General features: G+C 62.7%; 33 protein-coding genes. 31 read left to right on the top strand and 2 right to left on the bottom strand.

Translation table 11 applies throughout. The annotated features are described in order from the left end of the window. Positions 1-110 precede the first annotated feature (110 nt). From JOE66_RS04750 to JOE66_RS04780, 7 genes are all read left to right on the top strand, one after another. Positions 111-1,322, top strand: coding sequence for a tetraspanin family protein (locus JOE66_RS04750; protein ID WP_205107216.1), 1,212 nt, complete (start codon positions 111-113; stop codon positions 1,320-1,322). A gap of 400 nt (positions 1,323-1,722) precedes the next feature. Next, positions 1,723-2,097 carry a 30S ribosomal protein S12 gene (gene rpsL / locus JOE66_RS04755; RefSeq protein WP_205107218.1) on the top strand — a complete coding sequence of 125 codons (375 nt, stop codon included), beginning with the start codon at positions 1,723-1,725 and terminating at the stop codon, positions 2,095-2,097. Beyond that, positions 2,097-2,567, top strand: coding sequence for a 30S ribosomal protein S7 (gene rpsG / locus JOE66_RS04760; protein WP_205107221.1), 471 nt, complete (start codon positions 2,097-2,099; stop codon positions 2,565-2,567). Before rpsL ends, rpsG begins: the two co-directional genes overlap by 1 nt. Positions 2,568-2,730: 163 nt before the next feature. Further along, positions 2,731-4,848: an elongation factor G gene (gene fusA, locus JOE66_RS04765; RefSeq protein WP_205107223.1), complete on the top strand. Its 2,118-nt coding sequence runs from the start codon at positions 2,731-2,733 to the stop codon at positions 4,846-4,848. Positions 4,849-4,981: 133 nt separating this feature from the next. Then, positions 4,982-6,175: an elongation factor Tu gene (gene tuf, locus JOE66_RS04770; protein ID WP_205107225.1), complete on the top strand. Its 1,194-nt coding sequence runs from the start codon at positions 4,982-4,984 to the stop codon at positions 6,173-6,175. 245 nt (positions 6,176-6,420) lie between these two features. Then, on the top strand, positions 6,421-7,419 hold the full coding sequence (locus tag JOE66_RS04775; RefSeq protein ID WP_205107227.1) for a type IV toxin-antitoxin system AbiEi family antitoxin: 999 nt from the start codon (positions 6,421-6,423) through the stop codon (positions 7,417-7,419). 117 nt (positions 7,420-7,536) lie between these two features. Further along, complete coding sequence (locus JOE66_RS04780; protein WP_205107229.1) at positions 7,537-8,502, top strand: DNA topoisomerase IB; 966 nt, start codon at positions 7,537-7,539, stop codon at positions 8,500-8,502. 46 nt (positions 8,503-8,548) lie between these two features. Here the strand turns inward: JOE66_RS04780 and JOE66_RS04785 are convergent, their stop codons facing one another. Next, positions 8,549-9,025 (bottom strand): winged helix-turn-helix transcriptional regulator, encoded by a 477-nt coding sequence (locus JOE66_RS04785; RefSeq protein WP_205107231.1) that lies wholly within the window; start codon positions 9,023-9,025, stop codon positions 8,549-8,551. Between the two features lie 63 nt (positions 9,026-9,088). On the opposite strand from JOE66_RS04785, the gene JOE66_RS04790 reads away from it, so the two are divergent. From JOE66_RS04790 to map, 24 genes are all read left to right on the top strand, one after another. Further along, on the top strand, positions 9,089-10,321 hold the full coding sequence (locus JOE66_RS04790; RefSeq protein WP_205107233.1) for an MFS transporter: 1,233 nt from the start codon (positions 9,089-9,091) through the stop codon (positions 10,319-10,321). Positions 10,322-10,661: 340 nt separating this feature from the next. Beyond that, the gene (gene rpsJ / locus JOE66_RS04795) at positions 10,662-10,970 is read left to right on the top strand and encodes a 30S ribosomal protein S10 (protein WP_104242452.1); all 309 of its coding nucleotides are present in this window, start codon (positions 10,662-10,664) and stop codon (positions 10,968-10,970) included. Between the two features lie 10 nt (positions 10,971-10,980). After that, positions 10,981-11,637 carry a 50S ribosomal protein L3 gene (gene rplC / locus JOE66_RS04800; protein ID WP_205107235.1) on the top strand — a complete coding sequence of 219 codons (657 nt, stop codon included), beginning with the start codon at positions 10,981-10,983 and terminating at the stop codon, positions 11,635-11,637. Positions 11,638-11,640: 3 nt separating this feature from the next. Further along, positions 11,641-12,303: a 50S ribosomal protein L4 gene (gene rplD, locus JOE66_RS04805; protein WP_205107237.1), complete on the top strand. Its 663-nt coding sequence runs from the start codon at positions 11,641-11,643 to the stop codon at positions 12,301-12,303. Further along, complete coding sequence (gene rplW, locus JOE66_RS04810; RefSeq protein ID WP_205107239.1) at positions 12,300-12,599, top strand: 50S ribosomal protein L23; 300 nt, start codon at positions 12,300-12,302, stop codon at positions 12,597-12,599. Before rplD ends, rplW begins: the two co-directional genes overlap by 4 nt. Before the next feature lie 23 nt (positions 12,600-12,622). Next, positions 12,623-13,462 carry a 50S ribosomal protein L2 gene (gene rplB / locus JOE66_RS04815; protein WP_205107241.1) on the top strand — a complete coding sequence of 280 codons (840 nt, stop codon included), beginning with the start codon at positions 12,623-12,625 and terminating at the stop codon, positions 13,460-13,462. 11 nt (positions 13,463-13,473) lie between these two features. Then, positions 13,474-13,755, top strand: coding sequence for a 30S ribosomal protein S19 (gene rpsS, locus JOE66_RS04820; protein WP_104242462.1), 282 nt, complete (start codon positions 13,474-13,476; stop codon positions 13,753-13,755). A 25-nt stretch (positions 13,756-13,780) separates the two neighbouring features. Then, a complete protein-coding gene (gene rplV / locus JOE66_RS04825) occupies positions 13,781-14,179 on the top strand; it encodes a 50S ribosomal protein L22 (protein ID WP_205107243.1) in 399 nt (132 codons plus the stop codon). After that, a complete protein-coding gene (gene rpsC, locus JOE66_RS04830) occupies positions 14,179-14,985 on the top strand; it encodes a 30S ribosomal protein S3 (RefSeq protein WP_205107245.1) in 807 nt (268 codons plus the stop codon). Before rplV ends, rpsC begins: the two co-directional genes overlap by 1 nt. A 2-nt stretch (positions 14,986-14,987) precedes the next feature. Further along, positions 14,988-15,407 (top strand): 50S ribosomal protein L16, encoded by a 420-nt coding sequence (gene rplP / locus JOE66_RS04835; RefSeq protein WP_136641104.1) that lies wholly within the window; start codon positions 14,988-14,990, stop codon positions 15,405-15,407. After that, positions 15,407-15,763 carry a 50S ribosomal protein L29 gene (rpmC, locus tag JOE66_RS04840; protein WP_205107247.1) on the top strand — a complete coding sequence of 119 codons (357 nt, stop codon included), beginning with the start codon at positions 15,407-15,409 and terminating at the stop codon, positions 15,761-15,763. Before rplP ends, rpmC begins: the two co-directional genes overlap by 1 nt. Next, entirely contained in the window at positions 15,763-16,077 is a 315-nt protein-coding gene (rpsQ, locus tag JOE66_RS04845; RefSeq protein WP_205107250.1) for a 30S ribosomal protein S17, read from the top strand. The genes rpmC and rpsQ overlap by 1 nt, the downstream gene beginning before the upstream one ends. Positions 16,078-16,120: 43 nt before the next feature. Next, on the top strand, positions 16,121-16,489 hold the full coding sequence (gene rplN / locus JOE66_RS04850) for a 50S ribosomal protein L14 (RefSeq protein ID WP_205107253.1): 369 nt from the start codon (positions 16,121-16,123) through the stop codon (positions 16,487-16,489). A gap of 2 nt (positions 16,490-16,491) precedes the next feature. Then, entirely contained in the window at positions 16,492-16,851 is a 360-nt protein-coding gene (rplX, locus tag JOE66_RS04855) for a 50S ribosomal protein L24 (protein WP_205107255.1), read from the top strand. Continuing rightward, entirely contained in the window at positions 16,851-17,441 is a 591-nt protein-coding gene (gene rplE / locus JOE66_RS04860) for a 50S ribosomal protein L5 (protein ID WP_205107258.1), read from the top strand. Before rplX ends, rplE begins: the two co-directional genes overlap by 1 nt. A 113-nt stretch (positions 17,442-17,554) precedes the next feature. Next, entirely contained in the window at positions 17,555-17,953 is a 399-nt protein-coding gene (gene rpsH / locus JOE66_RS04865) for a 30S ribosomal protein S8 (protein ID WP_205107260.1), read from the top strand. 6 nt (positions 17,954-17,959) lie between these two features. Continuing rightward, entirely contained in the window at positions 17,960-18,496 is a 537-nt protein-coding gene (gene rplF, locus JOE66_RS04870; protein WP_205107262.1) for a 50S ribosomal protein L6, read from the top strand. A gap of 2 nt (positions 18,497-18,498) precedes the next feature. Then, complete coding sequence (gene rplR, locus JOE66_RS04875) at positions 18,499-18,870, top strand: 50S ribosomal protein L18 (protein ID WP_104242484.1); 372 nt, start codon at positions 18,499-18,501, stop codon at positions 18,868-18,870. Positions 18,871-18,896: 26 nt separating this feature from the next. Beyond that, positions 18,897-19,583 carry a 30S ribosomal protein S5 gene (gene rpsE / locus JOE66_RS04880; protein ID WP_205107264.1) on the top strand — a complete coding sequence of 229 codons (687 nt, stop codon included), beginning with the start codon at positions 18,897-18,899 and terminating at the stop codon, positions 19,581-19,583. Then, positions 19,583-19,768, top strand: coding sequence for a 50S ribosomal protein L30 (gene rpmD, locus JOE66_RS04885; protein ID WP_104242488.1), 186 nt, complete (start codon positions 19,583-19,585; stop codon positions 19,766-19,768). Before rpsE ends, rpmD begins: the two co-directional genes overlap by 1 nt. Next, on the top strand, positions 19,768-20,439 hold the full coding sequence (rplO, locus tag JOE66_RS04890) for a 50S ribosomal protein L15 (protein ID WP_205107267.1): 672 nt from the start codon (positions 19,768-19,770) through the stop codon (positions 20,437-20,439). The genes rpmD and rplO overlap by 1 nt, the downstream gene beginning before the upstream one ends. Before the next feature lie 201 nt (positions 20,440-20,640). Next, a complete protein-coding gene (gene secY, locus JOE66_RS04895; RefSeq protein WP_205107269.1) occupies positions 20,641-21,963 on the top strand; it encodes a preprotein translocase subunit SecY in 1,323 nt (440 codons plus the stop codon). Continuing rightward, positions 21,960-22,550 carry an adenylate kinase gene (locus JOE66_RS04900; RefSeq protein WP_205107271.1) on the top strand — a complete coding sequence of 197 codons (591 nt, stop codon included), beginning with the start codon at positions 21,960-21,962 and terminating at the stop codon, positions 22,548-22,550. Before secY ends, JOE66_RS04900 begins: the two co-directional genes overlap by 4 nt. A gap of 27 nt (positions 22,551-22,577) precedes the next feature. Beyond that, positions 22,578-23,405 carry a type I methionyl aminopeptidase gene (map, locus tag JOE66_RS04905; protein ID WP_205107273.1) on the top strand — a complete coding sequence of 276 codons (828 nt, stop codon included), beginning with the start codon at positions 22,578-22,580 and terminating at the stop codon, positions 23,403-23,405. A 68-nt stretch (positions 23,406-23,473) separates the two neighbouring features. Here the strand turns inward: map and JOE66_RS04910 are convergent, their stop codons facing one another. Next, positions 23,474-25,387 carry a BglG family transcription antiterminator gene (locus JOE66_RS04910; protein WP_205107275.1) on the bottom strand — a complete coding sequence of 638 codons (1,914 nt, stop codon included), beginning with the start codon at positions 25,385-25,387 and terminating at the stop codon, positions 23,474-23,476. Between the last annotated feature and the right edge of the window lie 116 nt (positions 25,388-25,503).

Genomic DNA, 25,503 nt, shown 5'->3' on the forward strand with positions numbered 1-25,503 from the left:
CGCGTTTCTGAAGCGGATTTCCCCGAGGTTCCGCCTGGGCATTGTTAGAGTGTGGCTGCGGCACGTTTGCCGTAGCAGTGCGGCCGACCGGCCCGTGAAGGAGTGGCATCATGAGCACCGACGAACACAGCGCTGGCGAAGAAGCCGCACCTCCTCTCGGCCACGGTGAATCACCCGCGCCCGCACCGGAGACGAGTGACTCCCTGTCGCACGCAAGCGATTCGGTCGAGCATCCGGCAGCGGAGACCGTAGTGCAGGAGCGGGTCACCTCGCTGGAGACCGCTGCTGCCTCGCCGAGCGAAGCCACCGTGCCGCAGCCGATGGCGGAATCGCCCGTTGTCGAATCTCCCGTCGAGGCCCCAGCGGATTCCAGCGCAACGGCCGATCAGGCATCCGCTCCGGCGGCACCCATCGAACCGGCCGTTCCTGTCGAAAGGGTCGCCTCCCCGGCTGCGAGCGAGAGTGCCGTGGCACCTGTCGCCCAGTCTGACGACGCGCCTGCCGCTCCCGGCGCCGCGCTCGCGGGTGCTGCCGCGGCGGGTGCCGTTGGTGGGGCCGCTATTGCGTACCCGGCTGCTGCCTTCGCCCAACCGGCCGCGTACGCGCCGCCCGCGGCGTACGCCCCGCCCGCGGCCTATGCGACTCCCCAGGCAGAACTCGCAGCACGGTACCCCAATGGCGCGCCTGTCGAGGCCTACCTGCCGCCGGGTTACGTACCGCCAGTTCCTGTCGTGGTGCCGGTGCTGACCCCTCCCAGGCGGCGAAGCAATCGCGGCATCGGCACGCTCATCGCCCTCGTTGGTGCGGTCGTGTTCGCGATCGTGTATGCCCTCGTCAGCCTCGCGATCCTCTCCTTCTCTGTTGCTGGCAACAAGGTCGGTTCTGTCTTGATGCAGTTCATGACGAGTCCGGCGTTCTACGTGCCGGTCATCTTCTTCGCCATCGCCCTCATTCTGGTCGTGCTCATCGTCAACCGTGCCAGCTGGTGGGCATACGTGTTCGGCGGGTTCCTCATTGCCGTCGTGGTCTATGGCGCAGCCATACTCGGGGCCCTGCTGGCCGTCCAGGCGTGGAACTTCACCCCTGACGAGGCCGCCCAGTTCATTCGGGGACTGGTGATGGATCCCCTGACCCTCGCGGCTGCGATCGTTGCTCGCGAGGTCACGATCTGGGTCGGAGCGTGGATCAGCTCGCGGGGGCGCAAGCTGAAGGCGCGCAACACCGCCGACCGCGAAGAATACGAGCGAAAACTCGCCGAGCAGACCGCTGCGCAGACCGCGGCGCAGTACCCGCAGCATGCGGTTGCGACGCCGTTGGTCTGACTACGCAGGCAGACGTCCGACGCGCAGCGGATTCCGTGCTGCACGGGGGCCGGCGCCACTGTGAGGCACCCGGCGCTCGCTTGACCAGAGGCCTTCACCCGAGTATTATTTTCGAGGTGTGCGCTTTGTCGTGCGCTCGTTCGGTACTCGTGTCTTCATGACGCAGGCAACCGCCCGGCCACGCATGCTTCATACAAAGCAGGGTTTGATTGTTCAGCTCCTTCGAACGATCAGCCCCCACGGCATACCTACCTCAATCAGATTCACTCTGTGCGGTCTGCAGGTAGGTCCAATTGAACTCGAAACACGCGTCCGTTTCCACGGGAACAGGGCGTGCCGTCTTCGAATGCTCATTTTCAGTAGCAGCTGTCACCGTGCAGTAAACACAAGGAGTCATGTAGTGCCTACCATTCAGCAGCTGGTCCGTAAGGGCCGAACGCGCAAGGTCTCCAAGACCAAAGCGCCTGCTCTCAAGTCCAACCCGCAGCAGCGCGGTGTGTGCACTCGTGTGTACACCACCACGCCGAAGAAGCCGAACTCGGCTCTCCGCAAGGTCGCCCGCGTCAAGCTCTCCAACGGTACTGAGGTCACGGCCTACATTCCCGGTGAAGGCCACAACCTGCAGGAGCACTCGATGGTGCTCGTGCGCGGCGGTCGGGTGAAAGACCTGCCCGGCGTCCGTTACAAGATCGTTCGCGGCGCGCTTGACACCCAGGCTGTCAAGAACCGCAAGCAGGCTCGCAGCCGCTACGGCGCGAAGATGGAGAAGAAGTAATGCCTCGCAAAGGACCAGCTCCCAAGCGTCCCGTGGTTGCAGACCCGGTTTACGGCGCTCCCATCGTCAGCCAGCTCGTCAACAAGATCCTTCTTGATGGCAAGAAGGGCCTCGCAGAGAAGATCGTCTATGACGCTCTTGCCGGCGTCTCCAGCAAGAATGGCGCCGACGCGGTTGTCACTCTCAAGAAGGCGCTCGACAACGTGCGCCCGACCATCGAGGTCAAGAGCCGCCGCGTCGGTGGCTCGACCTACCAGGTCCCCGTCGAGGTCAAGCCGCACCGTGCGAACACGCTCGCACTGCGGTGGCTCACGACCTATGCGAAGGGTCGTCGCGAGAAGACCATGACCGAGCGTCTCACCAACGAGATCCTCGACGCATCGAATGGTCTCGGCGCTGCCGTCAAGCGTCGTGAAGACACTCACAAGATGGCCGAGTCGAACAAGGCCTTCGCGCACTACCGCTGGTAGATCGAAGATTTACCAGCTTGCTGGCGCGCTGGAGCTATAGGTGAGGGCCATTTCTGGCCCTCACTGCGACGCCAGCGCCGGGGCCCGTCTCGGGCCCCGGGCCACTCCTCGCGAGTAGCCTCAGCGCTTCAACTTTTGATGCATTACATATCGGAGGAAATCCGTGGCACAGGACGTGCTTACCGACCTGAACAAGGTCCGCAACATCGGCATCATGGCCCACATCGATGCCGGCAAGACCACCACCACTGAGCGCATCCTGTTCTACACGGGTATCACTCACAAGATCGGTGAAGTCCACGACGGCGCAGCCACGATGGACTGGATGGCGCAGGAGCAGGAGCGCGGCATCACGATCACGTCTGCTGCAACCACGTGTTTCTGGAACGAGAACCAGATCAACATCATCGACACCCCCGGCCACGTCGACTTCACGGTCGAGGTCGAGCGCTCACTTCGTGTGCTCGATGGTGCCGTCGCGGTATTCGACGGCAAGGAGGGCGTCGAGCCCCAGTCGGAGACCGTCTGGCGCCAGGCCGACAAGTACGACGTCCCGCGTATCTGCTTCGTCAACAAGATGGACAAGCTGGGTGCTGACTTCTACTTCACCGTCGACACGATCGTGAAGCGCCTCGGCGCCCGCCCGCTGGTCATCCAGCTCCCGATCGGCGCTGAGTCAAGCTTCGAGGGTGTTGTCGACCTGGTCGAGATGCGCGCGCTGACCTGGCGCGGTGACTCCAAGGGTGATGTCGAGCTCGGTGCGAAGTACGACATCGAGCCCATTCCTGCAGACCTGCAGGAACTGGCCGACGAGTACCGCGAGAAGCTCATCGAGGTTGTTGCCGAGACCAGCGACGAGCTGCTCGAGCGTTACCTGTCCGGTGACATCGACTTCTCGGTTGCCGAGATCAAGGCTGCGATCCGCAAGCTCACGGTCAACAGCGAGATCTACCCGGTCCTCTGTGGCTCTGCCTTCAAGAACCGTGGCGTCCAGCCGATGCTCGATGCTGTGGTCGACTACCTGCCGAGCCCGCTCGATGTTCCGAGCGTCGAAGGGCACGATGTGCGCGACGAGGAGATCATCATCTCCCGTGGTGCAAACTCCACCGACCCGTTCGCCGCCTTGGCGTTCAAGGTCGCGGTGCACCCGTTCTTCGGTCGCCTGACCTACATCCGTGTCTACTCGGGTCACGTCGACTCCGGTGCGCAGATCATCAACGCGACCAAGGGCAAGAAGGAGCGCATCGGCAAGATCTTCCAGATGCACGCCAACAAGGAGAACCCGGTGGCCTCGGTCACGGCCGGTCACATCTATGCCGTCATCGGCCTGAAGGACACCACCACCGGTGACACCCTTGCCGACCCGGCGCACCCCGTCGTGCTGGAATCGATGACGTTCCCTGAGCCCGTCATCGAGGTCGCAATCGAGCCGAAGACGAAGGCTGACCAGGAGAAGTTGGGCCTGGCCATCCAGAAGCTGGCAGAAGAAGACCCGACCTTCCGTACCGAGCAGAACCAGGACACCGGCCAGACGGTCATCAAGGGAATGGGCGAGCTTCACCTCGACATCCTCGTCGACCGTATGCGCCGCGAGTTCAACGTCGAAGCCAATGTGGGCAAGCCGCAGGTTGCCTACCGTGAGACGATTCGTCGCACGGTGGACAAGCACGACTACACCCACAAGAAGCAGACCGGTGGTTCGGGTCAGTTCGCGAAGATCCAGATCTCGATCGAGCCTCTTGAGGTCACCGCTGAGAAGATCTACGAATTCGAGAACAAGGTCTCGGGTGGTCGTGTTCCTCGTGAATACATCCCCTCGGTAGACCAGGGCTTCCAGGCGGCAATGGCCGTCGGTGTGCTCGCCGGGTACCCGATGGTCGGCGTGAAGGGCATCCTTCTCGATGGCGCAGCTCACGATGTCGACTCGTCCGAAATGGCGTTCAAGATCGCTGGCACGATGGCGTTCAAGGAGGCAGCTCGCAAGGCGCAGCCCGTTCTCCTCGAGCCCCTGATGGCCGTCGAGGTCCGCACTCCTGAGGAGTACATGGGCGACGTCATCGGTGACCTGAACTCGCGCCGTGGCCAGATCCAGTCCATGGAGGATGCCACCGGCGTCAAGGTCATCCGCGCGAATGTTCCGCTGTCGGAGATGTTCGGTTACGTCGGAGACCTGCGGAGCAAGACCTCTGGTCGCGCCGTCTACTCGATGACGTTCGACAGCTACGCCGAGGTCCCGAAGGCTGTTGCCGACGAGATCATCCAGAAGAACAAGGGCGAGTAACACTTACTGCCGCTCGCTCCCAGAGCGAGCAACCGGCTAAGCTGTTCCGGTTGCCCAATACCGTAAAATAAAGAAATCCCCCGTAGAGACCTGAGTCTTCAGAGATCTACATTGAAGTCCTGAGGAGGACCCAGTGGCTAAGGCCAAGTTCGAGCGGACCAAGCCGCACGTAAACATCGGAACAATCGGTCACGTTGACCACGGAAAGACCACGCTCACCGCGGCCATTTCCAAGGTGCTCGCCGACAAGTTCCCGTCGGCGACCAACGTTCAGCGCGACTTCGCGTCGATCGACTCCGCCCCCGAAGAGCGCCAGCGCGGCATTACGATCAACATCTCGCATGTTGAGTACGAGACCGACAAGCGTCACTATGCGCACGTCGACGCTCCGGGCCACGCTGACTACATCAAGAACATGATCACGGGTGCCGCCCAGATGGACGGCGCGATCCTCGTGGTTGCTGCGACCGATGGTCCCATGGCCCAGACGCGTGAGCACGTTCTGCTCGCTCGCCAGGTCGGCGTTCCGTACCTGCTCGTCGCTCTGAACAAGACCGACGCAGTTGACGACGAAGAGATCCTCGAGCTCGTTGAGCTCGAGGTCCGTGAGCTCCTCTCGAGCCAGGGCTTCGACGGCGACGACGCACCCGTCGTTCGTGTGTCCGCACTCAAGGCCCTCGAGGGCGACGAGAAGTGGGTCGAGAGCATTCTCGAGCTCATGGCTGCCGTCGACGAGTCGGTTCCTGACCCCGTGCGTGACCGTGACAAGCCGTTCCTCATGCCGATCGAAGACGTGTTCACGATCACCGGTCGTGGCACCGTCGTCACCGGCCGTGCAGAGCGTGGCACGCTGGCGATCAACTCCGAGGTCGAGATCGTGGGCATCCGCCCGACGCAGAAGACCACGGTCACGGGTATCGAGATGTTCCATAAGCAGCTCGACGAGGCCTGGGCCGGCGAGAACTGTGGTCTGCTCCTGCGCGGCACCAAGCGTGACGACGTTGAGCGTGGCCAGGTTGTCGTGAAGCCCGGTTCGGTCACCCCGCACACCGGCTTCGAGGGCACCGCCTACATCCTCTCCAAGGATGAGGGTGGCCGTCACAACCCGTTCTACACGAACTACCGCCCGCAGTTCTACTTCCGCACCACCGACGTCACCGGCGTCATCACGCTGCCAGAAGGCACCGAGATGGTCATGCCCGGCGACACCACCGACATCAGCGTTGAGCTCATTCAGCCCATCGCCATGGAGGAGGGCCTCGGCTTCGCCATCCGCGAGGGTGGCCGCACCGTCGGCGCCGGAACGGTGACCAAGGTCACCAAGTAGTACCAGCTCTCCACAAGATGGGCCGTGCCGAAAGGTGCGGCCCATCTCTGGTTAAGGGCGTGCGGGAGAGGGCCGTACGCCGAACTGAGCCGCATACGCGAATCTCACTTCGGCGTAGTCGACTCACCGACGTCTGTTTCGATCCGTAGGAGCACCCGCTTTCCACAGGGGCGCACCGGCTGGAGTTATCCACAACTTGCGTTTCGGCCAGCTTCCTCTGGTCCACGACGGCGCATCATGGTCCCATGAATGCTGATACTGACGCGATGCCCGAACTGCTCTTCGTGGGTGATCGAGAGGCCGTGCATCTGGATGCCCGGCAGATCCGTTACTCGGCCGACTCCGGCCAGCGCATCCGAGTCAGGCGCGGCGTCTACGTCGATGCCACCTGGTGGCGAGATGCCAGCTCGATACGCAGGCACTTGCTCCGTGTGCAGGCCGTCGCTCTGACGCGTCCGAGCCGCACGGTATTCGGTTACTGGTCCGCGGCCGCCGTCTGGTCCTATCCCTCGGTGAGCCGTTGGCCCGATGACGTGCATGTCGTGGTTCCTCCAGGGTGTGGGGCTCACAGCCGGTGTGGTGTCCGTTTTCATCGCGAATGTCTTGACGCACGCGATGTCACTCGGGTGGGGGAGCTCACTGTCACATCCCCGGCGCGCACTCTCGTCGACCTTGCCAGAACAGCGCCGTTCAGTGACGCTGTGATCGCTATCGATGCGGCTCTTGCTGATCGACGGAGCCCCGACGACGGCTGCGTATCGAAAGTGGAGCTGTTCGATGCGGTGAGCCGGATGCGACGAGGTGCGGCTCGCGCGAGGAGGGTGATCGAATTCGCCGACGGAGGAGCGGCGAACCCCGGTGAGTCGCTCAGTCGAATTGCGATGCTCGAATGTGGGTTTGAGTCGCCGGAAGTCCAGACCGAGCATCCGAATCCGCTCGGAGGCCGGTACTTCACCGATTTCGAATGGCCGGAGCACAGGGTCATCGGCGAGTTCGACGGTCGGGGGAAGTACCTCAAAGAAGAGTTCCTCGACGGCCGCACGCCGGGCGAGGTCGTCTACGAGGAGAAGACTCGTGAAGATCACCTTCGGGCTGAGGGCAATTCGGTCGTTCGTTGGGGCTGGCACGAACTTCAGCAACCAGGTCGCCTCGTTGCGCTGCTCTCGGATGCCGGTGTGCCCTACCGGCGCTCGACGCGGAGAGGCGCTTCCGAGAGCCTCAGTGAGTGGAGTGCGCCGAGGTGAGTCCAGCACACCGGTCGCAAACTGTCGCAGGGGACTCACGACTGGTGGAGGCCCCTCCGTCAAGCCCCTCCGGGTGAGTGGAGTGCCCCGGGTGCTGGCAGGTACCGTGAGGGAGTGGTGAGACTTCGGCGAAGCGACTCCTCCGGCGGCGGGTTCCGACGGCTGGGGTCGGGCACAGGGTTCATGTACAAGCATCCCGATGGAAGCCGGTTGACCGATCCAGAGCTCCGTTCGCGAATCGAAAGGCTTGCGATTCCGCCGGCATGGACCGACGTGTGGATCTCGCCGCATGCAAACGGTCACATCCAGGCCACCGGGATCGACACGGCGGGGCGCCGCCAGTACATCTACCACCCCACCTGGCGCGAACAGAAGGACCGCCTCAAGTTCGCCAGGGCGCTCAGCCTGGCCGAAGCGCTGCCGACCGCGCGACGCAGAGTGACGATCGATCTGAGGCGCGAGCATCCTGATCGGGAGCGTGCTCTCGCGGCTGCATTCCGGATGCTCGACACCGGCTCATTGCGCGTGGGGAGCGAGCGGTATGCCGAGCAACACGGCAGCTTCGGACTCTCGACGCTGCTCTGTGCGCACGCAGCCGTGAGAGGCGAAACCATAACGCTGAAGTTCCCTGCGAAGAGCGGCCAGGAATGGGAATCCGATATTCACGACGCCGAACTCGCACTCATCCTCGCCGGTCTGAAGCGCCGCGGTGCCAACGCCCACCTGCTCGCCTACCGCGACGGGGTTCGGTGGCGTCCGCTTGTCGCCACCGACATCAATAGTTACGTGCAAGAACAGACCGGCGGCCAGTTCACGGCGAAGGACTTCCGCACACTGCACGGAACAGTCGCTGCCGCCGTCAGCCTTGCCAAAACTGGACCACAGGCGTCGAAGACGGCTCGGTCGAGAGCGATCGCGCAGAGCATGCGAGATGCGGCGGCGGTGCTCGGCAACACGCCAGCCATCGCCAGAAAGAGCTACGTCGACCCTCGTCTCGTCGACAAGTACGACGAGGGCATCACGATCGATCCGTCACGGCTCGGCTCCGCTGAAACCGAAGTGCGCGCACTGCTCTTCGACTGACCGATGTACAAACAATCGCCTGGATGCCCGGGGCAATCTCTTCGTATCACCAGCTGATCGTGGCGGCCGGCCCCGGCGCGAGTCTCACCAGGCCTCTGTCGACCGTGTCGCCGTGCGAGTCGACGAAGGCCAGGGCAACCTCTTCGTGGTTGTCCGCGACCTCGATCACAGAAACCCTTCCGCCGGGATTGGGAGTGAACTCGTCGCCCCACTGCTGCAGTGCTGCGAGCACGATCGTGAGTCCGCGGCCCTCTTCCGTCAGGTGATAGCTGCTTCGCTCCCGCGAGCCGGGCTCTCGATAGGATCGCCGCTCCAGGATTCCGGCCGCGACCAGCGTGCTGAGCCTGGCGGTGAGCACGTCACTCGGCACGCCGAGGCTGTCGCGAAACTCGGAGAACCGGCTCTGCCCTCGAAAGGCGTTGCGCACAATCAGGAGCGACCACTTCTCACCGATCACATCGAGTGTGCGGTGGATCGAACACTGGTGGGCTGGCAGGGTGCGTGGTGCGGGTTCTGTGTCCACTAGGTCAGAATACTTCCGCCCGGCTAGGTTGGCAATTCCAACTTAGCTGCGTATGGTTGGCTCATGACCGCACGAATCATGCACTTCACGCGCCGTGGCAGTTTCTGGGCATCCGCGAGCGTTCTCGCCCTGTGCCTCTGGGCAAGCGGTGCACCCTCTGTGCTGTATCCCTCCTATGCCGCACAGTGGCATCTGAACTCGACGGTGGTGACGTCGATCTTCGCCACCTACCCCGCTGTGCTCCTGGTCGTGCTCCTGGTCTTCGGCAGCGTATCCGACACGATCGGCCGCCGTCGCACCATGCTCATCGGGGTCGCCCTCATCATCGTCTCTGCCGTCGTCTTCGCCATTGCTCCCGATGTGGGGTGGGTCTTCGTCGGCCGCGCCCTGCAGGGCGCGGGAGCTGGGTTCGCTATCGGAGCAGCAAGCGCCTCCCTCGTCGAGAACAACGTCTCGGAGAACCCTCGCCTTGCCAGCTCGGTGACCACGGCATCCACTGCTCTCGGGCTCACTCTCGTGCTTGTCGTCTCCGGATTACTCGCCCAGTATGCGCCGCTCCCGCAGCAGTTGAGCTTCGTCGTGCTCGCCGTCTTGAGTGTGGTCGTGCTGATGGCTGTCTGGTCGATGCCCGAGACGAAGAGGCCCGGCGCACCGCGCTGGCATGTGCAGGCCATCCGGGTTCCGAAGAGCCTTCGACGCACCTTCGTCGCCTCCACCCTTGCCGTCTCGCTGGCGTACTCCGTTGGAGCGGTCTTCCTGTCCCTGGGGGCCTCGATCGCGCGCGACCTGACCGGCACCACCAACCTCCTCGTCGTCGGTGCGCTGCTCGGCGTCTCGTCGCTCATGATCGGGGCGGTAGCCCTCGTCTTCCAGCGCATCCATGCACACATCGCCGTGTTGATCGGGGTGACGCTCTCCATCATCGGGCTCGTGCTGCTCGAGGTGTGTGCCTCGTCGGGGTCGCTCCCGCTCTTCCTTCTCTGGTGCGTCATCGGGGGAGCGGGGTACTCGCTTTGCTTCATGGGCGGCTTGATGCTCCTCAACCGCAGTACTTCGGCGGGGCATCGAGGCGCGACGCTCTCTGCCCTGTACTTGTTCGCGTACCTCTTGCAGGCTCTCACCGCTGTAGGTGCAGGAGTCCTTGCGACGGCCCTGTCGCTCTCTGGCGCTGTCGACATCGTGGCACCGGTTCTCGGGGCGCTCGCACTCGCCACCGGCACCGTCACGACCATAGAGTGGGTGGCGCGACGTCGCGGCACCACGCCCGTCGCAGAGCCCGTCACGACCGGTCTCTGAGTCGACACGCCGCCGCGACACGCCCGGGTTGCATGAGTCCCCTGACTGTGGCAGAATCTTCTAGTTCGGTATTGCGAGTGAACTGTGCCCGCATCACTACCAGGCAGTGCATAGCTATAGGCCTTCAGGTCTTGTAGGGCTAGGCCGCGGGTAGCAGAACGAAGCTTCACAAATCCCCCTCAGAATCGCATCTTCTGCTGCGCGCTGTTCGCAGCCGCGCGGTCGTGTGCGCCTGGCGCAGTTGGGGGAATTGAAAGAAAAACAGTGGTAAGCGCGTCCAATGCGACCAGGGCTAACTCAGCCCGGGCGTACGACGCAAGACAAGAGAGATGAGTCAAACATGGCGGGACAAAAGATCCGCATTCGACTTAAGTCGTATGACCACGAGGTCATCGACAGCTCGGCGCGCAAGATCGTCGACACAGTCACTCGTGCAGGTGCAACCGTAGTGGGCCCCGTGCCGCTGCCGACCGAGAAGAACGTCATCGCGGTCATCCGTTCGCCCCACAAGTACAAAGACAGCTTCGAGCACTTCGAGAAGCGCACCCACAAGCGCCTCATCGACATCATCGACCCGACGCCCAAGGCTGTCGACTCACTGATGCGCCTCGACCTTCCTGCCGATGTCAACATCGAGATCAAGCTGTAGGGGTCGACTGATGGCAACCACAACAAAGACTTCCAAAGGTCTGCTCGGCATCAAGCTCGGCATGACCCAGGTGTGGGACGAACAGAACCGTCTCATCCCCGTCACCGTCGTTCAGGTCACCCCGAACGTCGTCACCCAGATCCGCACCCCCGAGGTCGACGGCTACGAAGCGATTCAGATCGCCGGCGGCCAGATCGACCCCCGCAAGGTGAACAAGCCCCTCACCGGTCACTTCGACAAGGCAGGCGTCACGCCTCGCCGCCACGTCACCGAGATCCGCACGGCTGACGCTGCTGAATACACCGTCGGCCAGGAGCTCACCGTCGACGGCATCTTCGAAGCCGGCAAGAAGGTCGACGTCGTCGGCACCAGCAAGGGCAAGGGATTTGCCGGTGTGATGAAGCGTCACAACTTCAAGGGTGTCTCCTCGTCTCACGGTTCGCACCGCAACCACCGCAAGCCCGGTTCCATCGGTGCTTCCTCGACCCCGAGCCGCGTCTTCAAAGGCATGCGCATGGCCGGTCGTATGGGTGGCGAGCGCGTGACCGTGCTGAACCTCGTCGTTCACTCTGTTGATGCAGAGAAGAACCTCATTCTGGTCAAGGGCGCCGTTCCCGGCGGCCGTGGCCGTCTCGTTTTCGTTCGCACCGCAGTGAAGGGGGCGTAGCTCATGGCCGACGCAACTACTGTCGACATCATCGACGCCCAGGGCAAGAAGGCCGGCACTGTCGACCTTCCTGCTGAGCTCTTCGATGTGCAGACCAACATCCCACTCATCCACCAGGTCGTCGTCGCGCAGCTCGCTGCCGCCCGCCAGGGTACCTCCAAGGTCAAGCGCCGTGGAGAGGTCTCCGGTGCCGGCCGCAAGCCGTTCAAGCAGAAGGGAACCGGTCGCGCCCGCCAGGGATCGATCCGTGCTCCCCAGATGACCGGTGGTGGCATCGTGCACGGCCCGACGCCGCGCAGCTACGACCAGCGCACCCCGAAGAAGATGATTGCGGCAGCACTGCTGGGTTCACTCTCCGACCGTGCCCGCGGCAGCCGCGTGCACGTCGTCGACTCCCTCACGCTCGGCCCTGTGCCTTCCACCAAGACGGCCATCGCCCTGCTCGAGCAGATCGCAACCAGCAAGCACGTTCTCGTGGTTGTGGAGCGCGGTGACGACATCGCTGTGAAGAGTGTCCGCAACGTTCCCGAGATCCACGTTCTGACGTACGACCAACTGAATGCCTACGACGTTCTGGTGAGTGACGACATCGTCTTCACCAAGGGCGCGATCGACGGCTTCATCGCGTCGAAGACCACTAACACGAAGGCTGAGGTTGCAGCATGAGCGGCAACAACAAGGACCCCCGCGATGTCATCATCTCGCCGGTCGTCTCCGAGAAGAGCTACGGACTGATCGACGAGGGTAAGTACACCTTCATCGTGTCGCCGGCCTCGAACAAGACAGAGATCAAGCTCGCCATCGAGAAGATCTTCAATGTCGAGGTGGCTTCGGTCAACACGCTGAACAAGCAGGGCAAGACCCGCCGCACCAAGTTCGGACTGGGAAAGCGCAAAGACACCAAGCGTGCCATTGTGACCCTCAAGTCCGGCACCATCGACATCTTCACGGCTGTTGGCTAAGTCGGAATCCAGAGGATAAAAACATGGCTATTCGCAAATACAAGCCGACTACCCCGGGTCGTCGCGGTTCTTCAGTTGCAGACTTTGCAGAGATCACCCGCACCACTCCCGAGAAGTCGCTGCTTCGTCCCCTGCCCAAGACCGGTGGGCGCAACAACGCCGGCCGCATCACGACGCGTCACATCGGTGGTGGCCACAAGCGCCAGTACCGCGTGATCGACTTCCGTCGCAACGACAAAGACGGCGTCAACGCCAAGGTCGCTGAGATCGAATACGACCCCAACCGCACTGCTCGCATCGCGCTGCTGCACTTCGTCGACGGAACCAAGCGGTACATCATCGCTCCGAACAAGCTCAGCCAGGGTGACATCATCGAGTCGGGTGCCGGCGCGGACATCAAGCCGGGAAACAACCTCCCACTGAAGAACATCCCCGTCGGTACTGTCATCCACGCGATCGAACTGAAGCCGGGCGGCGGTGCCAAGATGGCACGCTCTGCCGGTGCATCCGTTCGCCTCGTGGCAAAGGACGGCCCCTACGCTCAGCTGCGTCTTCCTTCCGGAGAGATCCGCAACGTGGATGCGCGCTGCCGCGCGACGATCGGCGAGGTCGGCAATGCCGAGCAGTCGAACATCAACTGGGGCAAGGCCGGCCGCAAGCGTTGGTTGGGCGTCCGCCCGACCGTGCGAGGCGTCGCCATGAACCCTGTCGACCACCCACACGGTGGTGGTGAGGGCAAGACCTCCGGTGGTCGCCACCCGGTCAGCCCGTGGGGTCAAAAAGAGGGCCGCACCCGCCACCCCAACAAAGAGAGCGACAAGCTCATCGTTCGTCGCCGCAACGTCGGCAAGAAGCGTAAGTAGGAGTCGAGAAGATGCCACGCAGTCTCAAGAAGGGCCCCTTCGTTGATGACCACCTGCTTCGCAAGGTGGTCGTACAGAACGAAGCCGGTTCAAAGAACGTCATCAAGACCTGGTCACGCCGGTCCATGATCATCCCAGCGATGCTGGGCCACACGATCGCCGTTCACGACGGTCGCAAGCACATTCCGGTGTTCATCACCGAGACCATGGTCGGTCACAAGCTCGGCGAATTCTCGCCGACTCGTACCTTCCGCGGCCACGTGAAAGACGACAAGAAGGGTCGTCGCCGCTAACGCGGTGGCGAAAAGGAGGAGAGAAATGGTGGAGTCGATCGCACGCGTGCGTCACATCCGCGTCACCCCCATGAAAGCTCGTCGCGTCGTCAACCTGATTCGCGGCAAGCAGGCCATGGAGGCCCTGGCAATCCTGAAATTCGCCCCGCAGGGCGCGAGTGAGCCTGTTTACAAGCTCGTCGCCTCAGCGATTGCGAACGCGAAGGTCAAGGCCGATGCAAGCAACAGCTACCTCGACGAGCAGGACCTGTTCGTCACGGCGGCATTCGTCGATGAGGGCACGACCCTCAAGCGTTTCCAGCCCCGTGCACAGGGACGCGCATTCCAGATCCTGAAGCGCTCCAGTCACATCACCGTGGTCCTCTCCACGCCCGATGAGACCGAAGCAGCTGTCAAGGGTTCACAGAAGGCAGGAAAGAAGTAATGGGCCAGAAAGTAAACCCCTACGGCTTCCGTCTGGGAATCACGACCGACCACGTGTCGCGGTGGTTCTCCGACAGCACCAAGCCGGGCCAGCGTTACGCTGACTTCGTTGCAGAAGACGTCAAGATCCGTAACCTGCTCACCAAGTCACTCGACCGTGCAGGCGTCGCCCGCATCGAGATCGAGCGCACCCGTGACCGCGTTCGTGTCGACATCCACACTGCCCGTCCCGGCATTGTGATCGGTCGCCGCGGCGCCGAGGCCGAGCGCATCCGCTCCGACCTCGAGAAGCTCACCAAGAAGCAGATCCAGCTGAACATCCTCGAGGTCAAGAACCCCGAGGCTGAAGCCCAGCTCGTCGCCCAGGGCATCGCCGAGCAGCTGTCTGCTCGTGTGGCGTTCCGTCGCGCGATGCGCAAGGGCCTTCAGGGTGCCCAGCGCACCCCGACGGTCAAGGGTGTGCGTATCCAGGTCTCCGGCCGCCTCGGCGGTGCAGAGATGAGCCGCTCTGAGTTCTACCGCGAAGGTCGCGTGCCTCTGCACACGCTGCGCGCCAACATCGACTACGGCTTCTACGAAGCCAAGACGACGTTCGGCCGCATCGGTGTGAAGGTCTGGATCTACAAGGGCGACATCACCAACAAGGAGCTTGCCCGCGAGCAGGCCAACCAGAAGTCATCGCGCCCCGAGCGTCGTGACGACCGCCGTGGTGGCGACGACCGTCGCCCGCCGCGCACTTCGGCCCCCCGTTCAGACGCGCCGAAGGCAGACGCAGCCCCCGTGGCAGCAGCAGGAGTTGAGGCCTAACCATGTTGATTCCCCGCAGAGTCAAGCACCGCAAGCAGCACCACCCCGGCCGTAGTGGCCAGGCGACCGGTGGCACGACAGTGTCATTCGGTGAATGGGGCATTCAGGCCCTGACCCCGGCTTACGTGACCAACCGCCAGATCGAGTCCGCTCGTATCGCCATGACGCGTCACATCAAGCGTGGCGGCAAGGTGTGGATCAACATCTACCCCGACCGCCCGCTGACCAAGAAGCCGGCCGAAACCCGCATGGGTTCCGGTAAGGGTAGCCCCGAGTGGTGGATCGCGAACGTCAAGCCAGGTCGTGTCCTCTTCGAGCTCTCCGGTGTCTCTGACGTCGTCGCTCGTGAGGCACTCACCCGTGCAATTCACAAACTGCCTTTGAAGGCACGCATCATCAAGCGCGAGGAGGGCGACGCATAATGGCGATCGGTTCTAAGGAGCTCACCCCCGTCGAGCTCGACACATTCGAAGATTCACGACTTGCAGAAGAGCTGCGCAAGGCCAAGGAAGAGCTGTTCAACCTGCGCTTCCAGTCGGCCACCGGCCAGCTCGAGAGCCACGGCCGCCTGCGCGCCGTCAAGCGTGACATCGCCCGCATCTACACGATCGTCCGCGAACGCGAGCTGGGCATCCGTGCCACGCCCGTCGCCGTGGAGGTAGCTCCTGTGGAGGCAGCACCCAAGAAGACCCGCAAGGCCAAGGCCGCCCCTGTTGAAGAGGCGCCCGAAGCCGAGGCCGAGGTCGTCACCGATGAGACAACTGAGGAGGCCAAGTAATGGCTAAGACTGAAGCAGCAGCTGCTGCCACCGTCGAGACCCCGGCCGAGGCAGTTGCCGAGGAGCGCGGTTACCGCAAGACCCGTCGTGGCTACGTCACCAGCGACAAGATGGAGAAGACCATCGTCGTTGAGGTCGAAGACCGCGTGAAGCACCCGTTGTATGGCAAGGTCATCCGCCGCACCTCCAAGGTGAAGGTCCACGACGAGGCCAACTCCGCCGGCATCGGCGACCTGGTGCTCATCTCCGAGACCCGTCCGCTGAGCGCCACCAAGCGCTGGCGCCTGGTCGAGATTCTCGAAAAGGCCAAGTAAGCGCCGCGCGCTTACCAGACCTCTCGATTAGGAAGAGTAGAAAATGCTTCAGCAGGAATCACGAGTCAAGGTTGCCGACAACACCGGTGCCAAGGAACTCCTGACGATTCGCGTTCTCGGTGGCTCAGGCCGCCGTTACGCGGGCCTCGGTGACATCATCGTCGCAACCGTCAAGGATGCCATCCCGGGCGGCAACGTCAAGAAGGGTGACGTCGTCAAGGCTGTCATCGTTCGCACCAAGAAGGAGACCCGTCGTGTAGACGGCTCGTACATCAAGTTCGATGAGAACGCCGCAGTGATCCTGAAGGCTGACGGTGACCCCCGTGGTACCCGCATCTTCGGGCCGGTCGGCCGCGAGCTTCGCGACAAGAAGTTCATGAAGATCATCTCGCTGGCACCGGAGGTTATTTAGTCATGGCGAACATCAAGAAGGGTGACCTCGTGCAGGTCATCACCGGCGCAACCCAGGCCCGCGGCGGAGACCGCGGCAAGCAGGGTCGTGTCATCGAGGTCCAGGTCGAGAAGAACCGTGTCATCGTCGAAGGCATCAACTTCGTCAAGAAGCACGTTCGTGTCGGCCAGACCCAGCGCGGCACCAAGACCGGTGGCATCGAGACTGTCGAGGCCCCGATCCACGTGTCGAACGTCGCACTCATCGACCCCGAGACCAAGAAGCCCACTCGCGTCGGCTTCCGCGTCGAGCAGGTCACCAAAGACGGCGTCACCAAGAACGTTCGCGTTCGCTACGCCAAGAAGTCAGGTAAGGACCTGTAATGACTGACACCACAACTGCAGCGGTTGCTGGCAAAATCCAGCCCCGCCTGAAGCAGAAGTACAAGAACGAGATCATTCCCCAGCTCACGAAGGACTTCAGCTTCACGAACATCCACCAGGTTCCGGGCCTCATCAAGGTCGTCGTGAACACCGGTGTCGGTGAGGCAGCCCGTGACGGCAAGATCATCGATGGCGCCGTCAAGGACTTGACCGCGATCACCGGTCAGAAGCCGCAGGTCACCAAGGCCCGCAAGTCGATCGCCCAGTTCAAGCTTCGTGAGGGCCAGCCCATCGGCGCCCACGTCACGCTTCGTGGCGACCGTGCCTGGGAGTTCCTCGACCGCCTGCTCTCGCTGGCGCTTCCCCGAATCCGCGACTTCCGCGGGCTCTCCGACCGTCAGTTCGACGGCCAGGGCAACTACACCTTCGGCCTCACGGAGCAGTCCATGTTCCACGAGATCGACCAGGACAAGATCGACCGCGTTCGCGGTTTCGACATCACTGTCGTCACCACGGCCAAGACCGACGACGAAGGTCGCGCGCTGCTCAAGGCGCTCGGCTTCCCGTTCAAGTCTGCCGACAACGCCTAAAAACGCTCCATCGCAGTAAACCAAGGTCGGCAATTCGGTCGGCCTTGGCAGAGACCACAGGTCGGCATCCTTGCACAGGGTGTCGAAACCAGGCCAGAAAGGCACTATCCGTTATGACAATGACAGATCCGGTCGCAGACATGCTGACCAGACTGCGCAATGCTAACTCGGCATTCCACGACACCGTGTCGATGCCGCACAGCAAGCTCAAGTCGCACATCGCCGACATCCTGAAGGCTGAGGGTTACATCTCAGCGTGGGACGTCAAAGACGCAGAGGTCGGAAAGACCCTGACGCTCTCCCTCAAATTTGGCCCCAACCGTGAGCGCTCCATCGCTGGAATCAAGCGCGTCTCGAAGCCGGGTCTGCGTGTCTACGCAAAGTCGACGGAGATCCCCACCGTTCTCGGTGGCCTCGGAGTCGCAATCCTCTCGACATCGTCTGGTCTCCTGACCGACCGTCAGGCCTCAAAGAAGGGCGTAGGTGGGGAAGTCCTCGCTTACGTTTGGTGATCTCTCATGTCACGAATTGGAAGACTGCCAATCGAGATCCCTGCAGGGGTCGAGGTCACCATTGACGGCCAGGCCGTCACCGTGAAGGGCCCGAAGGGTGAGCTCGCGCTCACCGTCAAGGCGCCGATCGAGGCGAAGGTCGAAGACGGCCAGGTCCTCGTGACCCGTCCGGATGACGAGCGTGAATCACGCTCGCTCCACGGGCTCACCCGCACACTCATCGCGAACCAGATCATCGGCGTCACCCAGGGTTACACCAAGGGTCTCGAAGTCGTCGGTACCGGTTACCGCGTTGCTGCCAAGGGCGCGAACGTCGAGTTCGCTCTCGGTTACTCCCACTCCATCACCGTCGAGCCGCCCGCGGGCATCAGCTTCACGGTAGAGGGTGTCAACAAGCTCACTGTCAGTGGTATTGACAAGCAGGCGGTTGGCGAAGTAGCCGCAAACATTCGTAAGTTGCGCAAGCCAGAGCCTTACAAGGGCAAGGGTGTGCGCTACGCCGGCGAAGTTGTTCGTCGCAAGGCCGGAAAGAGCGGTAAGTAATCATGGCTACTGGAACCAGAGGCAAGAGCAAGGCTGCAGCACGCGGCCGTCGCCACGACCGTCTTCGAAAGAAGATCGAGGGCACCGAAGCGCGTCCGCGTCTCGTTGTCACCCGCTCCGCCCGTCACGTGTTCGTCCAGGTCGTCGACGACAGCAAGGGATTCACCCTGGCATCGGCATCGACGCTCGAAGCGGACATGCGCACGTTCGACGGTGACAAGTCTGCAAAGGCCCACAAAGTCGGCGAGCTCGTCGCAGAGCGGGCCAAGGCTGCCGGCATCGAAGCAGTTGTATTTGACCGCGGTGGCAACCGCTACGCCGGGCGCGTGGCAGCAGTCGCCGACGGCGCTCGAGAGGGTGGATTGGACCTGTGAGTACCGAAAACGCAAAGGAAGCTGACGTGGCAGAAGCTACGACCGCTGAGCCGACTACGGCTGCGGCAACGACAACCGAAGCGCCGGCGGCGCAGAACGAGCCTCGTGAGGCTCGTCGTGGCGGTCGCGAACGCAACCCGAACAAGGACCGCGGGGCACGCGACTCTGAGAAGAGCCAGTTCCTCGAGCGCGTCGTCACGATCAACCGCGTCTCCAAGGTGGTGAAGGGTGGTCGTCGCTTCAGCTTCACCGCTCTCGTCGTCGTCGGTGACGGTAACGGTCTCGTGGGCGTCGGCTACGGCAAGGCCCGCGAGGTGCCGACCGCGATCTCGAAGGGCGTCGAGGAAGCCAAGAAGAACTTCTTCCGCGTTCCCCGCGTGGGCAACACCATTCCGCACCCCGTCCAGGGTGAAGCGGCTGCTGGTGTCGTCCTGCTCCGTCCGGCCGCTGCAGGTACCGGTGTTATCGCCGGTGGACCCGTGCGCGCCGTACTCGAGTGTGCGGGCATCCACGACGTCCTGAGCAAGTCGCTCGGGTCGTCGAACACCATCAACATCGTTCACGCGACCGTCGAGGCTCTCAAGCAGCTCGAGGAGCCGCGCGCTGTTGCCGCTCGCCGTGGCCTGACGCTCGAGCAGGTCGTGCCCGCACGTCTGCTCCGCGCCCAGGCTGAGGCCGATTCGGCTGCAGCTCTCGCAAAGGCAGGTGCCTGATGGCTACGAGCCTCAAGATCACGCAGATCAAATCCAAGATCAGCGAAAAGCAAGACCAGCGCGACACCCTGCGTAGCCTTGGCCTCCACCGCATCGGCCAGTTCGTTGTGCGTGAAGACAACTCGCAGAACCGCGGCTACGTTCGCCACGTCGCTCACCTGGTGAAAGTCGAGGAGATTGACTAATGGCTGAAGAGAAGAATGACGCTGCAGAAGCAACTGCAACGCCGGTAAAAAAGGCACCAGCAAAGGCTGCTGCAGCAAAGGCACCCGCGAAGGCCGCTTCGGCAGCAAAGACGGAGTCGACTGACGCTGCGCCGAAGGCTGCTTCGAGCAAGACGGCTGCCGCGAAGGCAGAGAAGTCGGCTGTCGTCGAAGCCAAGCCCGCAAAGGCGAAGGCAGAGCCTGCTGAAGCCCGCGACCAGGTTCTGAAGGTGCATCACCTTCGCCCGGCCGCCGGGTCGAAGAAGGCACGCACGCGTGTCGGCCGCGGTGAAGGTTCCAAGGGTAAGACCGCGGGCCGTGGTACCAAGGGCACGAAGGCGCGCTACAACGTGCGTCTCGGCTTCGAGGGTGGCCAGATGCCGCAGCACATGCGTACGCCGAAGCTGCGTGGGTTCAAGAACCCGTTCAAGGTGTACTACCAGGTCGTCAACCTCGACCGTCTTGCAGAGCTGTACCCGACCGGGGGAGACGTCACGATCGCTGACCTCGTCCTCAAGGGTGCTGTGCGGGGCAACGAGAAGGTCAAAGTTCTCGGCGACGGCGACATCGCCGTCAAACTGAACGTCACCGTCGACAAGGTCTCCGGCTCAGCTGAGCAGAAGATCGTTGCGGCCGGCGGTTCGGTCAAGTAACGCATCACGCTTGTCGTGGGGGCGGCTGTCTTTTGAGGCAGTCGCCCTTTCGCGTTCTTCTCCGGTTGTCGGGAGTGCAACTCCCCGCAACCTGGATCGGAATCAAGTAGCGCTCAGTTCGAGTAGAGTCTTCGTGGGAATTCTTTCCTGTGCAGGCTGTGCTGTGGCACGTCTCGTATTCATATAGCAGGAGGCCTTTTTTTGTTTAGAGCCGTCGGCAGGATCTTCCGTACTCCGGATCTCCGCCGGAAAATTCTGTTCACGCTCGGCATTGTCGCGCTGTTCAGGCTGGGATCCTTCATCCCCGCCCCCTTCGTCGACTTCGGCAACGTGCAGGCCTGCCTGTCTGCCAACCAGAACACCTCGGGCCTGTACGAGCTGGTCAACCTCTTCAGTGGTGGTGCCCTGCTCCAGCTCTCGATCTTCGCGCTCGGCATCATGCCGTACATCACCGCATCGATCATCGTCCAGCTTCTCCGAGTGGTCATTCCCCACTTCGAGACCCTCTACAAGGAAGGCCAGGCCGGCCAGAGCAAGCTGACCCAGTACACGCGCTACCTCACCATCGCGCTCGGTGTTCTGCAGTCGACAACGCTGATCACGGTTGCGCGAAGTGGCGCCCTGTTCGGCACAAGCACGACCACCCAGTGCACGCAGCTGATCACCAACGACGCCTGGTACGCGATCCTGCTCATGGTCATCACCATGACCGCTGGCACCGGCCTCATCATGTGGATGGGCGAGCTCGTCACCGAGCGCGGCATCGGCAACGGCATGTCGCTACTGATCTTCACGTCGATCGCGGCCCGCTTCCCGAACTCGCTCGGTGCCATCGCGCAGCAGCAGGGCATCGAGATCCTGGTCTTCGTTATTGCCATCGGGTTGATCATCATGGCCGCTGTCGTGTTCGTCGAACAATCGCAGAGACGAATCCCCGTGCAGTACGCCAAGCGGATGGTCGGCAGACGGACCTACGGTGGCAACAACACCTACATACCCATCAAGGTCAACATGGCCGGGGTTGTGCCCGTCATCTTCGCGTCATCACTGCTCTACCTGCCGGCCCTGATTGCACAGTTCAACCAGCCCGCGGCCGGCCAGGAACCAGCCGCCTGGGTGACGTGGGTCACGAACTACCTCACAAAGGGCGATCATCCGCTCTACATGCTGCTGTACTTCCTGCTCATCGTCGGCTTCACGTACTTCTATGTGGCGATCACCTTCAACCCTGAGGAGGTGGCCGACAACATGAAGAAGTACGGCGGCTTCATCCCGGGTATCCGTGCGGGTCGTCCGACCGCTGAGTATCTCGACTATGTGCTGACGAGGATCACCCTCCCCGGTTCGTTCTATCTCGGCATCATCGCGTTGGTTCCCCTCATCGCGTATTCGCTCGTCGGAGCAAACCAGAACTTCCCGTTCGGTGGTGCGTCTATCCTGATCATCGTCGGTGTCGGCCTCGAGACGGTCAAGCAGATCGATTCGCAACTCCAGCAGCGTCACTATGAAGGGCTCCTGCGATGACACGAATGCTCCTGATCGGCCCTCCCGGCGCAGGCAAAGGCACGCAGGCCGTTCGTCTGTCTGCGGCCTACGGAGTCCCGGCGATCTCGACCGGCGACATCTTCCGGGCGAACGTCGAACAGGGCACCGAGCTCGGCCTCCAGGCCAAGCAGTTCATGGATGCGGGCAAGTACGTACCCGACAGCCTCACCAATGACCTCGTGAGAAGTCGTCTGAACGATCACGACGTATCAGAGGGGTTCCTGCTCGACGGCTACCCCCGTACCAGCGCGCAGGTCGACGAGCTCGACGAAATACTGGCCCAGAGCGGTCATGCGCTCGACGTCGTGGTGCTGATCGTCGCCGAGAAGGACGAGATCGTCACCCGGCTGTCGAAACGTGCCATCGACCAGGGGCGCAGCGACGACACCGAAGACGTCATCCGTCATCGCTTCGAGGTCTACGAAGAGCAGACAGCGCCGCTGATCTCGATCTACACCTCCCGCGGTCTGGTGGTCGAGGTCGATGGCCTCGGCGCCGTCGACGATGTCACGGCTCGCATCGTGACCGCCCTCACTGCGCGGGGTCTTGCCCAGCCCGTGGCCTGACGCGACCCCGCCCAGGCACCTGTTCTCATGGCTTTTCGCACCTCGATCTACAAGACTCCCGACGAGCTCCGACTGATGGTCGCGCCGGGCCTCGCGACCCTCGCCTCACTCGACGCAGTGCGAGAGGCCATCAGGCCCGGTGTCACCACGCTCGAGCTCGATTCGGTCGCCGATGCTGCCATCCGTGGCCTCGGTGGGCGGTCCAACTTCCAGATGGTGCCCGGTTACCGGCACACCATCTGTGCGTCGGTCAATGAGAACGTCGTGCACGGCATACCGGATGACCGGCCCCTCGCGCCCGGAGACATCGTGTCGATCGACTCGGGTGCCGATGTGGGCGGCTGGAGCGGCGACTCAGCGATGACCATCGTCGTGCCGGGCGCACGTCCCGAGGTGTCGGCGCCCCGTCAACACCTCAGCGACGTCACTGAAGCATCGCTCTGGCACGGCATCGCCCGGCTTGCTACAGCGAAGCATCTCAACGAGGTCGGTGCAGCCATCGAGGAGTACATCGACTCCGAGGGCGAGTTCGGCATTCTGACCGACTACATCGGCCACGGAATCGGGCGGAGCATGCACGAGGACCCACCGGTGTACAACTACCGGGTCCGCGCAAAGGGCCCCTCTGTGAGGCCCGGCCTCGTGGTGGCCATCGAGCCGATGGTGACCTCAGGGGGCATCGACACGCTGACACTCGACGACGACTGGACTGTCGCCACCGCAGACGGCAGCATGTCCGCACACTGGGAGCATTCCGTCGCCGTGCACGCCGGCGGGATCTGGGTGCTGACCGCAGCGGACGGGGGCGCGTCGAAGCTGGCGCCCCTGGGCGTCCGCCCGGTGCCGATTTCCTGAGCACAGTCGTCCTGAGCACAGTCATCCTGAGCGCTGTCTGCCTGGTCCCAGAGGGTCTGCCGTCTTCCCTACGCGTCCATCAGGTGCACGAGCTGTTCGATGAACGACGTGAAGTTCGGAGACGCTCGCACCAGCTGCTGCACGTCGTCATGGTCAGAGAAGACTTCGACGAACTGGTCGAAGATCGTCTGGAAGGAATTGCGGCCGTTGCTGCTGAACGCGATCAGCGCAACCACGCTGACCCGGTTCTCGCCCCAGGCCATCGGAGTGTCATTGAGGGCGATCGCGATTGCGGTCCTGGTCGCGGTCATCAGCATCGAATGCGGCACGGCAACCGAGTCGGTGAAGGCCGTCGATGACATCTGCTCGCGGGTGATGGCCGCGTCGATGTAGTCGTTGTCGATGATGCCTGCCCCGAGCATCCGTTCGCCCAGCTGGCGGATCATGTCTGCCTCTGATGTTGCCCGCAGATTGCGAACGAACAGATCTTCGCTGAAGTACAGGAGCAATTCGTCTTTGAGCTGCCGGCGTCGCTGGCCACGCCTTATCCGGCTTGCTGCCTTGCGGATGCTCTCGACGTCGGCGTCGGTGAGAAACGGTTGCACGAGCACGACGTTCTCGGTCAGTGCGAGCGCGGGCACCGTTGTGATCACCAGGTCGGTGGAGATCTCGCTGCGGTCGACATCGGTTCGTGTGATGATCTTGTCGACGCGCACCTGGTCGCCGAGCGCGTGCTCGAGCCGGCGCAGCATCATCAGGTGGATGTCGTGGTAGTTCGGGAACACCAGAGTGCAGGTGACCATTTCTTCGCGCCGGGCCTGCCGTTCGAGGTGCGAACCGACGTGCAGGGCGATATAGGCGATCTCGTCGTCGTTGATCGTGATGCTCTCGCGCTGCTGGATCTCGCTCGCGATGTAGACGGCGAGTTCATAGGTCATCGGGTAGGAGGTCTTGATCGAACGAGTCATCGGATTTCGCGAGAACGAACTGACCCTGGCTCTGGCGACCAGGTTGCGCACGTGCAGGGCCAGCCGTACCGCGAACTCGTCGTCGTCGAGATCGATCAGGTATTGGGCGCTGGCCTGCTTCGCAACAAGTCTGATGAACTCGACGTCGTCGGTGAGGCCGAGTTCGTCGGTCTGCACCGGTGCGGGCAGGTCGTGCCCCGGCGTGATCACTCGGGTCGTGAGCAGGAGCACGATGTGATCGAGGTCGGCGTTCGGCAACGAGACTCCGAAGTGCCGGTCGACGAGCGTCAGGATGCCCGCGGCCACGTCGGACTGGCCAGACACCGGTGCACTGGCTGACTCGAGGAACTGGTCTTTTGAGATGCGGTCCACCGCGATGGCTACGTGCAGCATCACGCTGTCGAGTCCGTATTCATTGATGAAGTACCCGCCGGAGTCGAGGAGTTCGAGCAGCTCGGTCTTGAAGTCTGCCAGGTTTTCCGAGGCGAATTCGTTCTGGATCCGTTCGATCTCGAGAAAACCGCGGGCGCTCTCCTCACGGAACATCTTGCTGATGAGCGCGCGTCGATCCTCTTCAGACCCTGTGATCTGAAGCAGGCTGCCCTGGCGGCCCAGCGACAGGTTCGACCCAGCGAGGAGAGGGCGGATCTTGCGGAGATCGGCCTCGAGCGTCGAATCGCTCACGAAGAGACGTGCGGCCAGCTCGTACAGGTCGAGGCCGTCGGGAGCATCGAGCAGCCGGCGGACGACATGGTACAGCCGGTCTCCTGGCGTCTCCGGTTCGCTTGCCCTGGTGCGTGTCGAGAGGTACCCAGCGTAGGCCTCGCGGTTCAGCCGGTAGCCCTCAGCGGAGGACGCGATGATGTCGAGCGGCTCGGCTGCAGATTTTGCGGCCGTCACGTAGCTCCGGACGCTGCGTGTCGTGACACCCAGGCGATCCGCCAGCTGCGCTGAGGTGATCCAGCCGGAGGATTCGGCCAGGTACTCCAGTAATCGCTGGCGTTTGTCAGCCATGTGTGTAACCCGTCATTGGAGAAACTCTAGACACCTTTCGGTGTGTCGGTAGCCGCATAGCCCGATGATTTCGCACATTTCCGCAGGGGCGGAAGGATTCCTGCTGGAAGCGAGGA

The sequence above is a fragment of the Subtercola frigoramans genome, from assembly GCF_016907385.1.
Taxonomy (GTDB): Bacteria; Actinomycetota; Actinomycetes; order Actinomycetales; family Microbacteriaceae; genus Subtercola; species Subtercola frigoramans.